Source organism: Leptolyngbya sp. 7M, from assembly GCF_018128485.1.
This window is the reverse complement of the sequence record NZ_CP070897.1, coordinates 1,714,016-1,725,398: the sequence shown is the minus strand read 5'-3', so window position 1 is coordinate 1,725,398 and position 11,383 is coordinate 1,714,016. Positions and strand designations below refer to the sequence as shown.

The window sequence follows — 11,383 nt, the reverse complement described above, 5'->3', positions numbered from 1 at the left end:
GCCGATCTTTACCGAGCGGCCTATTTACATTTTGAATAGCCGCAGTCCCGACAAGAATCGCAGCCAGAAGCATGCTCAAGCTGTCCGCGACATTCCGGACACTCACCTATCAGTTCTGACATAATATTCTTTATTCCTCCCGTCGCTGACGTTCCGTTCTGTCGCCCGGATGAAGGCAGATCATTTAGTCGCCGATCGACAAGCAGGAGGCATTCGGCTACTGCCTGTTCGGGCGAGGTCAGTAACCGTTCATTGAACCATACTGCGTGCGTGCCGGATACTTTATTCAGGCTTCGAGCAACCTCTTTTACCTCAAAGCCGCCGCGAAGCATCTTTGAAGCGAGAAGCCCGACGCCCGCACTTATCGGCCCGGCGACGAAGACCTCAAGAATTCGATTTCCGTCGTGATTTACCGTTACATAGAGGTACTGATTGTCGAAAGGTATTCGCCACGTTGACCCCTGAAGCTCGCGTGGCCGCTCGACCCTTTGAGAACCCGAGCCGATTGATCGTGATGAGTTAGCATTTTGTGATCCCCTCCCATCGTATCCGGTTGATGTCTGCTCACCGGCCTTATTTCCGGACGGCATCGTTGTCAGCACCTGTCCCTCGCGGCTTCCGTCTCGATAATAGCTGACTGCCTTGCAGCCGAGCTCCCGTGCCAGATGATAGAGCTCATCAACCGACTTGACGGTGTCTTCACGAGCTCCGTTGCACGTCTTAGAGATCGAATTGTCAACGTGCTTCTGAGCAGCGGCTAGTACTTTTACGTGCTGGATGGAAGAGATCTCCATCGCCGAAACAAAATATGGCGGGAGCTTATCCTGATGAGCAACCACGAATTCGGCGGCTTCCTTTATAGATTCTGCATTGGTTTGATCGACATCGATCCCGAGAGCATTCGCTGCCAGCGTATGAACGTATGTGCGCGTGCCAAGCGTGTCTTGTCGGATATAAGCCCAAGAGAAGTTCGGCTCGATGCCGGAAGATGTCTCTGCGACCAGCGATATCGTGCCGGTCGGGGCGATCGTCGTTACTTCATAATTTCTCGGGGTGATCGGAACGCTCCGTTCTATCCCGATCTCGTCAAATAGAAATTCTTCATAAGCCACCCGATTTCCTTCAAGCTCCGGGAACACGCCTTTCTCGGCACCGAGTTCGAGAGAGGCATGCCATGCTTCACGGCGAATGAAGCCGAGCAGGCGCTCGATCAGTTTCAATGAATCGTCGCTACCGTATGTTATCTCAAGTTTCAGACATAGGTCTGCAAAGCCCATTATTCCAAGTCCGACCGGGCGAGTTCTTTTTACTACGTCCTCGATCTCCGGCAACGGGAAATAGCAAGCATCGATCACATTGTCGAGAAAACGCGTCGATATTCTGACAGTCTTGGCAAGCCGCTCCCATTCGATCTCTCTGTCGGAAGTAACGAATTTAGCGACATCTATCGAACCAAGATTGCAGGAATTGTTCGCGTGCAGAAACTGTTCGCCGCAGGGATTGCAGGAAAAGATCGGTCCCATCGTTGCCATCATATGGTTATGACGGTTGACCTCGTCAATGAACACGATGCCTGGTTCAGCGTATTTATGTGCCGATGCGATTATGCGGTTCCAGATATCTGGAGCATAGACCATTCCCGGTATCGGCGGTTCCTCGACAGTGCAGTCCGCAAGGCCGATATTCTCAAACGCAGCCCGGTCCTCAAATGTTATGGTGCTTCCGTCGCTGCGGCGATAAATGCGATAATCTGAATCTGTTACAGGATCAAAAACAGGAGATTGCCAGGGCTCTCCGTCAAATTCGGTCTGAAACCATCTTCCGTTGTCGACCGCGTCCATGAATCGGTCAGTAACTGTTACAGAGATATTGAAATTGGTCAGGCTTGTTTGGTCGTTCTTTGAATGAATGAAACGCAATATGTCCGGGTGAGATACTGATAGAACGCCCATGTTCGCCCCTCGTCTCACACCGCCCTGCTTTACAACCTCGGTCGTCTGGTTGACGATGTTCATAAAGCTTACGGGGCCGCTCGCTACGCCGCGGGTTGAATTTACCATTGCGCCCGCGGGACGCAGGAATTCGTATGTCATTCCTGTGCCGCCGCCGGTTTGATGAATGATCGCAACGTTCCGGGCGTGTTCCATTATCCCGTCAATCGAATCCGGGACCGAAAGAACAAAACATGCTGCCAATTGACCTTTCGGCTTGCCCGCATTCACCAGGCATGGCGTATTCGGGATAAACTCTCGGCCAAGCATTACAGGAAAAATCTCATCGTAGAAAGCTTTTGCTTTTGCGGGATCTGATTCTGCGGTCGCAACGTGGCCGACCACGCGCTTTACGATGTCTTCCCAATCTTCCACGGGCTGGCCTTTTTCATCCTTTCGTGAGTACCGCATCGCAACAACGCGCTCGGCATTTATGCCCAGCAGATGTACTCCGTGCAGTTGCTTACGGTTTTCAGACCCGGAAATTTTAGCGTCTATCTCTTTTGTAATGGTCTTAGCAGGCGTGCTCATTCTTTACCTCAAATTCTATTCTATCACCCTCGTGCCGTCCTTGAAACAACAACCTTTGCCGCGGTCCGATTGACTTTGTTTGCCCAGAACGCCGACACTTTTAATATATGGACCACTTGATCCACGGGATCGCCGCTGACGGCACGATACGCGTTTTGGCTGCGACGACCACCAATACTACCGCTGAATCCGTACGCCGCCATGAAACGTCTCCAACCGTTTCTGCGGCTCTCGGCAGAACGCTGACCGGAGCACTGCTTTTAGGAGCGACCCAGAAAGATTTCGATCGGCTCACCTTGCAACGAAGTAGCGATCCCATCGTCGTAGCACGTTGTAAAGTGCAATATTTTGCACAGGAAACTGGAACTGTGGGTTGTTGATGTTAGTTGTAAATAGATCTTTAAGCCTCTCCTGTAACAAGCGATATTCTCCGCGTGCCAGTTGGGTGCAGATCAGATCTGTGTAGAACACATCCCAAGACAAGCGTTGAAGTTCAGCCACGCGGTACAGTTCGGGTCCTGCCACAGTGTTTAAGATCAGTCTAAACTCAAGAGCGTAGGTAGGTAGTTGCCGTAGAGCCATGTGACCAATACCACCCATGATGTCAATGCCACCGAGAATAGCATCACGCTGGTTCAGACTCTGATCTGCGATGGAGTGTCGCACCTCTAAGGTCCGGCTGGATGCGAAAGATCTTAGAACATCGGAATCCATATTTGGCAAGCGTTCGTTCTCAACGAGGAAAAACCAGCGCAGCAAGAAGCCAATCAAGTAATCTCGTCGATCAAGGAGAACCTTCAATCGATCCATGATCTGAGTCAGATCGCTTTCATCCAGTTCGTCATCAAGCCGATCCCAGGTCAGCTTGTTAACGAGGTCGATGAGATCATCTGCGCGACTACAACCAAGCAAAAGGTTGAGAGCTTTATCCTCATCCTCCTCAGAAGTGCCTCCACTAAACAGATTATCGATATCGCGTAAGGGTGAGAAATTGTTGAAGAATAATTTACGGTGATCATGAATCGCCTGCCGAACAAAAATCTCCTGCGTAGGCTTACAGAACTCCCTCAGCGAACCGCGATTTGGTAGGAAAAATCCAGCGTAGAATGCTCTAAGAGTGGCGGGTGGCGGCACAGGACGTGTGAGAATCAGCCCGCCTGGTACGTCTAGTATGCTTACCCCTCCATTTGTATCTAAGGTTATTCGGAACTGAATTTCCGGATTCCCAAATGCTGTAAGCACATAGGCTGAGGCTGATGCTGGTATTAGAGTTAACTCATGGACTCGATCTTGCGACAGAACATTCTGGTTGCCCAACAGAGATGGACTCAGATCATGCAGCAACTCTCGTCCATCAATCATGACCTTATACCCACTAATGGTCAACATTCGCCCACTCGCTGTAGCAAAGCCCCCATAGCGTGAATCAACAACCACTTGCCCATCCACACTCAGGGCAAACTGGAAATCTGCCGCAATTCCCGGTGCTGATACAAAGCTATATCCAACTGCTGGTATTAGCATTAACTCATGGGTGCGGTCTCGCGACAGGGCATTCTGGTTAGCAGCCGATATAGACACCGCGAGGTCATGCGACAACTGCTGTCCATCGATTGTAATCTGATACCCACTAATGGTCAGCGATCGCCCATTCGCTGTAGCAAAACCTCCATAACGTGGATCAATCACTATCTGACCACTAAGATCCACATCGAAGAAGAAATCCGCCACAATCCCTGCTGCGGGTTGGAAGGTATACCCAAAGGCAGGTATGAGAGTTAGTTCATGAGTACGGTCTCGCGGCAAAAAGGATTCAACGACGACTGGTTTAAGGTCGTGTGAGAGTTCCCTTCCATCGAGTGTTAAGCGATACCCCAAAATTCTCAAAGTTCGACCATCGGCTTGAGCAAAACCGGCAAAACGTGAGTCAACGATAACCTGACCGTTTGTATCCACGCCAAATAGAAAATCCGCCAGAATTCCTCTTTCTACATAGAATCCATATCTGGAGGCTGGGAGAAGATGCATCTCATGGGTACGATCCCGAAGCAAGGAGCTAGACTCCCTTACTGTTGGCAAGAGATTGTGAGAGAGTAATGTAGCATCGAGGGTAATCGATAAACCCCGAACAACCAAGGTGCTGGTTCCCCGACCACTCAGAAAACTATCATGTGCTAGAGTGTAATTTACAAGCCCTTCTGAAGTGATATCGAACAAAAAATCAGCATCAATGTCAGGTTGCTGAAAAGTGTATGTTCCAGGCAAAAGAGTTAATACAGCACCAGTAGATCCGTCAACAGGCGTAGCAGTCTGACCTAAAATCAAGAAGTTTTTGTAGGTCAGACTGCTGGTGTCAATACGAATGTCAGCCACCTTGTTGCCCTCCTTACTTGCACGTTTTTATGTAGGAACTGGACTCACCGATAACCTTAAAAGACGAGTGCAAGGGTTGTGTGCGGAGCCAGCTAACGGCTCGCTTGAGCGGCAGCTAGTTTCCTTTGCATCCCAACCAAGATCTTGATACCGTCCGCTGCAGCGACTTTATGGGGGGACAGGACTGAAGCAAAGGCGATAGACTCAACTTCAGAACTGGGAAGCAGGGTGGGAGACGACCATGCAGCGCGCGACACTTGATGTCCACTAACATATCGACTCGCCCCACCCTGCGCTTCTCTCGTTAACGAATCCTCTAGAGGTCAGTGCAGCCACACTTCCCATAATCCTTTCGCTTTGAGCAGAAGCATCCCAGTCAGTTGGACTGATGACAATCTGAGCATAACATCATGAGCAAAAAACAGTACGTTGCCTATATTGGCATTGACTGGGCAGATCGCAAGCACGATATCCACCTTTATGACCCTGCGACTGGTCAAACTGAGAACTATTGCATTGGGGCTCAGCCTCAGGATATCCAAAACTGGGTAACGCGCTTGCAGCAACGCTATGGCAATGCCATAGTTGCCGTTTGCACAGAACAGAAACGGGGTCCACTCATCTATGCCCTCTGCCAATCCGAGAATTTAGTCCTCTACCCAATCACCCCCCGCACCGTTGCCAACTATCGCAAAGCCTTTCAACCTTCTCGTGCCAAGTCTGACCGGGTAGATGCCCGTATCCTGGTCGAACTCCTGCTCAAACATGGCGATAAGTTGCCTGTTTGGAAGCCAGAGAGTGCCGAGCTGCGAGCCTTGCGGCAGTGGGTTGAATCACGTCGGATGCTGGTGGGTGAAAAGGTACGCTTAACGAATCGAATTACGGCAGCCCTAAAGAACTACTATCCACAAGTGCTTGATTGGTTCGAGGACAAAGACACGCGAGTGTTTTGCAACTTTGTTGAGTGCTATCCTACTCTGCAAGCCGCTCAAGCAGCGACAGCCGAGGATTTGACCCAGTTTTTCCGTACTCATCATGCTGCCCGTCGCAGTGCCATCACACGTAGGCTGAAGCAGATTGCCACAGCAGGCATAGCGTTGACAGAAGACCCAGCCATTGTCGAACCGATGCAATGGTTGGTAGCAACATTGATAGGACAACTCAAACTGTTGTTGGTGAGGCTGCTGGAGCTAGAAGCAAAAATTGAAGCGTTGTTTAGCTCGCTAGCGGATGCAGCGTTATTTTCAGCTTTACCAGGAGCAGGACCTCATCTAGCACCGAGGTTACGAGTAGCATTTGGGCAAGACCGCAATCGTTTCGGGAGTGCTCAAGCAATGCAGAGCTATTGTGGGATTGCACCCGTTAGGGAGAGTAGTGGCAAGAAGAATTGGGTACATTGGCGGTGGTCATGCCCCATCTTTTTGCGACAGACATTCGTAGAGTGGGCAAACCAGAGTCGGCATCATTGTGCTTGGGCACGGACGTATTATCGAATGCAGCGAGCCAAGGGCAATTCTCATCCTGCTGCGATGCGGGCATTAGCGTTCAAGTGGATACGCATTTTGTTTCGCTGTTGGAAGAACCGAGAGGCGTATGATGAAGCGAAGTACATTGCGGCATTACAGCGCGAGGGTTCTCCCATTGTAGAACACCTCAAGACATGAGTTGATGAATGTTTGTCTGTTGCTAATGAAGAGGAGATTGATGAAATAGAAAATACATGAAAATAATCACAAAAAGTTGATTCTGAAAAATACGATAAAGTATTCAGAATCAAGCTGGAATTGTTCGTTCAAAATTCAAGAACCAGGGATATCTATTGAGGAAGTTTCAGACAACTACTTGCTTCCGTCTTCCTCAGAGGCTATGTTAGACCGACGCAGCAACCCTTATGGTGTCCAAGTAACTGCGTCCGACCAAATCTGCTCAAACTGTTGCCTATAATAGTTAAACCAATAGGGACAGTTTGATGCCGTCAATAAAACATGAGGTTTATCATCAATCGAGACTTTATAAGCATTGTATTCAACATTCATTGAACCGGATTCTTTTTTAATGTCAATAGCAAACATGCTGAATGGGATAAATGTATTGGTAAGTCTGATTTCACATTTTCCCCTTGCATTTACTGCTAATAATCCTTTTACACCTTCTAGTGCAGATAAAATATGCTGTTTCGTCTGTGAATGTCTGTTCAGTAGATTTAGTACTTCGATAGATGGACTATCGGGGTTGAGAAGAATAATCCTAATATGACAACCATCTTTAATCTTACTTTCATAGAATCCGAAGTAAGGAAAAATAATTGAAGTTCCGTGAATTACACAAATACAGATTTCCGAAGCATATTTCGCTTCTTCCACAGGGCTTTTAAGGCTGTGTCTACCCTTGAGAACTTGCTCTGTTGAAAGACTACCTAATCTAGCCTCAATCTTCTCAAGAAGGCTAAGTCGCTCATTCAAAGCATCAACAGAAACCAGAGCAAGCAATGCAATAATGATTTCTTCTGCGGTGCTAAGTTGTACAACCTTGATGAGTGAGAGAACAATTGCTGTTCCTGCACCTGCAATGGTTAGTAACGGAACTAAACGACTTGGGGTAAACCACCTTTTCCATCCTGCCCAACTCGACATAACTTCATCCTTCTTGTACAGGCTCAGAAATGGAATGTAGACACTTGAAAATTGCGTCTTACCGATAACATCTTACTACGTTCTATCAGATAACTCAGGCGGTCTAACGGTTCGCTTGAGCGGCTGCGAATAACCTTGAACTCAATACCAAGATCTCTCGACAGTCCGCTCCAAGCGAATTATGGGGTGACAGCACTGTTGGATGAGTAATGGACTCAGAAACAGTGATGATAGAGAAGTGGGTGACGACTCTCCAACCGATGGCACTCAGATGCCTCATAACATAATGCCGCACCCACCCTAACCGATTGAAGTCAATCGACGAATACTTAGGGAACGACCGCTCATGTCCTCCATAATGGCTTCGCTCGACTTCAAGCTTCAACTTCCTCCCCATTGTGCCATAGCACCAGGAGAATGCCGATGCCTGCTTCATCAACGGATACCTTTGCGGCCTGCATTGGACTAGACTGGGCCAGCAAGAAACACGATGTCGCATTGCAACCATCCAACAGTGATGTCGTCGAGCTGAGTGTGCTCCCTCACACTCCAGAAGCGATCCATGCTTGGGTTGCCCAACTCAGAGACCGATTTGAGGGTCAACCAGTAGCACTTTGTACAGAGCAGAAACAAGGGGCTTTGATCTATGCCCTCTGCCAATACGACTTCATTGTTTTGTATCCGGTCAATCCGCAAACTGTGGCAAAGTACCGTCGTGCTTTCACACCCTCTCGCGCGAAAGATGACCCAACGGATGCCTGCATTCTACTAGAGTTGCTGCTCAAGCACCGAGACAAACTCACAGCCTGGCAACCCGGTAGTTCGCAAATTCGAGAACTCCAAAAACTCGTAGAGTGGCGGCGCAAGTTTGTTGATGATGGAGTGCGTTTAACCAACCGCATCACCGACATACTCAAGGGCTACTATCCTCAAGCGCTCGACTGGTTCACAGACAAGAACACCCTGGTGTTTTGCGATTTTCTCACGCAATATCCAACCCTGGAAGCCGCTCAGCAGGAAGCGTCAGACCAACTGAATCAGTTTTTTCTAGCGCATCACTGTCGATACAAGAAAACGAATGCCAAGCGAATTGAACAGATCAAAGCAGCGACACCACTGACAAACGATGTTGGTGTAATTGAACCATCGAAAATGATTGTCAAAGCATTAGCATTTCAGTTACGAACATTGTTACTGAGCATTGAACAGTTCAACGAAAGGATTGAGCAATTGTTTGCCCAAATGCCAGAGGCTGATTTGTTCGCTGCATTACCAGGAGCAGGAGAGCATCTTGCCCCTCGGTTACTGTTAGCATTTGGAGAGGAGCGTTCTCGTTTCAGCAGTGCTCAAGAGCTGTTGCAATATGCAGGCATTGCTCCAGTAACCGAGCGTAGCGGCAAAAAAGACTGGGTCCACTGGCGATGGTCATGTCCTAAGTTTTTGAGGCAGAGCTTTGTGGAGTGGGCAGAGCAGTCAAGGCAGCATTCGTTTTGGGCAAAGGCGTTCTATGAAGCTCAAAAGCGCAAGGGCAAGACCCACCAAGAGGCGATTCGGGCATTGGCGTTCAAGTGGATACGCATTATCTGGCGTTGCTGGCAGGATAGGAAGCCTTATGACGAGGCAAAATACTTGCTGGCGCTCAAGAAGAAGGGGTCGCCATTGGTTGCACAACTAGCGCTCTAGACAGTTTCTTGACCTCTGTCAACCTCAGGGCTTATGTTAGCCTGCTGGCAATGACACGACCTTTGCAAAACTCTTTGTAAATTCTGTTATGACTGGTGTGTTATTTAAGGTGCGGCGTTCTGGATTTTCAGCATCCCCAAACCATTTCTGAGAAATTGCCCCAACTGCATGTAACTCTAGTATACAGGCATCTACGAGTGCAGGCTCCCAACCTATTTCCGCTGCGAGATTACGAACTGAGATACCTTTATGCTCTGGAAGAATTTGTACTATTTTCACTAAAACTTGCAAAGCTGGTCGAGACAACAAGCGAATCATTTCAACATATTTGAAGCGTTCAGCTTCACCATTCTCCAACGTCGCGCCGTTAACAAATATATTAGCAATGAAGTCAAGTTTATCAACATATTCAGCATTCAACGCTGTAGCGATAACTTTCCTTGCAAAACGATCTCCTTCTTCGGTTTTATACCAATCTAAATTTCGCTCAACGTATTCCAAGCGTTCTAATATTTTTTGAACAAATTCCTCCTGTTCTGCTGATTCTGCTCAACAAGGCGTTCCTCGATTGCCTCGGCGGCTTCTAGCTGGGTCTGCATCTCCTCGTAGGTCAGCTCTAAGCCTTCCAGTGCTGCTGCTAGTTTCTCCCAGACTTTCATCTCTCCTTTCCTTACCAACTTCATCCAGTGCTCTAAGCCTTCCAGTGCTGCTGCTAGTTCCTCCCAGGAGTTTGCTAGTTTGCTCTCTGAAGCAATCTGCTGCCGAATGGTGTCGATATAGCGTCTAAACTGCTGCTCACTACTCATCGTTGACCTCCGAGAGACCCTACTCGAGAGCGCAAGCGGAGTAGGGAGGGATAGGAGCGGGGAACTGCGTTCCCCAATTAATCCGTGCCATCTCACAAAATAAACGCTATGATGTGAGGCATGGAAAGAGCGTTCAAGTACCGAATCTATCCAACTCCAGAGCAAGAAGCCTTGCTGCGGAGAACGCTTGGCTGTGTGCGGCTGGTCTATAACCGTGCCCTTGCAGCTCGGACGGAAGCTTGGTATCGGCATCAAGAGCGGATTGGGTACAACCAGTCCTCGGCCATGCTGACCCAGTGGAAGCGGGATGAAAGCTTGAAGTTCCTCAATCAAGTTAGCTGTGTTCCACTCCAGCAAGGATTGAGACACTTGCAAACCGCATTCAGCAACTTCTGGGCTGGTAGAGCACAATACCCCAACTTCAAGAAGAAGCGGAATGGTGGCTCTGCTGAGTTCACCAAGTCGGCTTTCAAATTCAAGGATGGGCAAGTGTTTCTGGCTAAATGCTCTGAAGCTTTGCCAATTCGTTGGAGCAGGCAGCTTCCCAAAGGGGCTGAGCCATCCACTATCACCGTGAAGCTTGAACCGTCGGGTAGATGGACTATTTCTTTGCGGGTCGATGACCTGACCATTCAGCCGCTGCCCAAGGTTGACAAAGCAATTGGGGTAGATGCCGGTATCACCCGCTTGGTTACGACCAGCGACGCTGAAAAGGTTGCCAATCCTAAGCACTTTGCCAACCTCTATCGAAAGCTGAAGAAGGCTCAAAAATCCCTGAGCCGTAAACAAAAAGGCTCTCGCAACCAGGATAAAGCGCGGCGCAAAGTTGCCCGTGTCCATGCCCAGATTCGAGATAGCCGTCAAGATTTCCTGCACAAGTTGACAACGCGATTGGTGAGAGAAAACCAAACCATCGTCGCTGAGTCGTTGGCAGTGAAAAACATGGTCAAGAATCGAAAGTTGGCTAAGTCGATTTCTGATGCTGGATGGGGTGAGCTGACTCGTCAACTGGACTATAAATCCAGATGGTATGGGCGCACCTTTGTTCAGCTTGACCGCTGGTTCCCTGGTTCTAAAACGTGCTCGAAGTGTGGGCATAAAGTAGATTCGCTGCCGTTGAATATTCGCGAGTGGGATTGTCCTAAGTGCAATGCTCACCATGACCGGGATGTGAATGCTGCGAAGAATCACTTAGCTGCTGGACAGGCAGTGTTAGTCTGTGGAGCGACCGTAAGACCCGAAGAGAGTAAATCTCGAAAGGCTGGTGCTATGAAGCAGAAACCTAAGTCGTGAGTCTTAGGAATCCCTACACTCAGCCGTAGGCGGTGTAGGGAGGATGTCAATTCAGTAATCTTATCGGCTACTA

11 protein-coding genes are annotated in these 11,383 nt (G+C 48.9%); 4 read left to right on the top strand and 7 right to left on the bottom strand.

What is annotated here, in order from left to right; translation table 11 throughout:
- Positions 1–20: 20 nt before the first annotated feature.
- Positions 21–2,522 carry an adenosylcobalamin-dependent ribonucleoside-diphosphate reductase gene (locus JVX88_RS08210; protein WP_211626850.1) on the bottom strand — a complete coding sequence of 834 codons (2,502 nt, stop codon included), beginning with the start codon at positions 2,520–2,522 and terminating at the stop codon, positions 21–23.
- Between the two features lie 23 nt (positions 2,523–2,545).
- Positions 2,546–2,725 (bottom strand): hypothetical protein, encoded by a 180-nt coding sequence (locus JVX88_RS38120; protein ID WP_225931876.1) that lies wholly within the window; start codon positions 2,723–2,725, stop codon positions 2,546–2,548.
- On the opposite strand from JVX88_RS38120, the gene JVX88_RS43925 reads away from it, so the two are divergent.
- The gene (locus JVX88_RS43925) at positions 2,639–2,902 is read left to right on the top strand and encodes an Hsp33 family molecular chaperone HslO (RefSeq protein WP_225931507.1); all 264 of its coding nucleotides are present in this window, start codon (positions 2,639–2,641) and stop codon (positions 2,900–2,902) included. The two genes, JVX88_RS38120 and JVX88_RS43925, sit on opposite strands and share 87 nt — an antisense overlap.
- Here JVX88_RS43925 and JVX88_RS08200 read toward each other — a convergent pair.
- On the bottom strand, positions 2,814–4,895 hold the full coding sequence (locus JVX88_RS08200; protein WP_211626848.1) for a hypothetical protein: 2,082 nt from the start codon (positions 4,893–4,895) through the stop codon (positions 2,814–2,816). The two genes, JVX88_RS43925 and JVX88_RS08200, sit on opposite strands and share 89 nt — an antisense overlap.
- Positions 4,896–5,305: 410 nt before the next feature.
- On the opposite strand from JVX88_RS08200, the gene JVX88_RS08195 reads away from it, so the two are divergent.
- On the top strand, positions 5,306–6,559 hold the full coding sequence (locus JVX88_RS08195) for an IS110 family transposase (RefSeq protein WP_211626847.1): 1,254 nt from the start codon (positions 5,306–5,308) through the stop codon (positions 6,557–6,559).
- A gap of 225 nt (positions 6,560–6,784) precedes the next feature.
- Here the strand turns inward: JVX88_RS08195 and JVX88_RS08190 are convergent, their stop codons facing one another.
- Positions 6,785–7,528 carry a hypothetical protein gene (locus JVX88_RS08190; RefSeq protein ID WP_211626846.1) on the bottom strand — a complete coding sequence of 248 codons (744 nt, stop codon included), beginning with the start codon at positions 7,526–7,528 and terminating at the stop codon, positions 6,785–6,787.
- A 103-nt stretch (positions 7,529–7,631) separates the two neighbouring features.
- Complete coding sequence (locus JVX88_RS08185) at positions 7,632–7,964, bottom strand: hypothetical protein (protein WP_211626845.1); 333 nt, start codon at positions 7,962–7,964, stop codon at positions 7,632–7,634.
- Here JVX88_RS08185 and JVX88_RS08180 point away from each other — a divergent pair.
- On the top strand, positions 7,952–9,211 hold the full coding sequence (locus tag JVX88_RS08180) for an IS110 family transposase (protein WP_225931360.1): 1,260 nt from the start codon (positions 7,952–7,954) through the stop codon (positions 9,209–9,211). The genes JVX88_RS08185 and JVX88_RS08180 overlap by 13 nt on opposite strands.
- A 36-nt stretch (positions 9,212–9,247) precedes the next feature.
- Here the strand turns inward: JVX88_RS08180 and JVX88_RS08175 are convergent, their stop codons facing one another.
- A complete protein-coding gene (locus tag JVX88_RS08175) occupies positions 9,248–9,712 on the bottom strand; it encodes a hypothetical protein (protein ID WP_211626843.1) in 465 nt (154 codons plus the stop codon).
- A gap of 5 nt (positions 9,713–9,717) precedes the next feature.
- A complete protein-coding gene (locus JVX88_RS08170; RefSeq protein ID WP_211626842.1) occupies positions 9,718–10,017 on the bottom strand; it encodes a hypothetical protein in 300 nt (99 codons plus the stop codon).
- Between the two features lie 120 nt (positions 10,018–10,137).
- On the opposite strand from JVX88_RS08170, the gene JVX88_RS08165 reads away from it, so the two are divergent.
- Positions 10,138–11,310: an RNA-guided endonuclease InsQ/TnpB family protein gene (locus JVX88_RS08165; protein ID WP_211626841.1), complete on the top strand. Its 1,173-nt coding sequence runs from the start codon at positions 10,138–10,140 to the stop codon at positions 11,308–11,310.
- Positions 11,311–11,383: the final 73 nt, after the last annotated feature.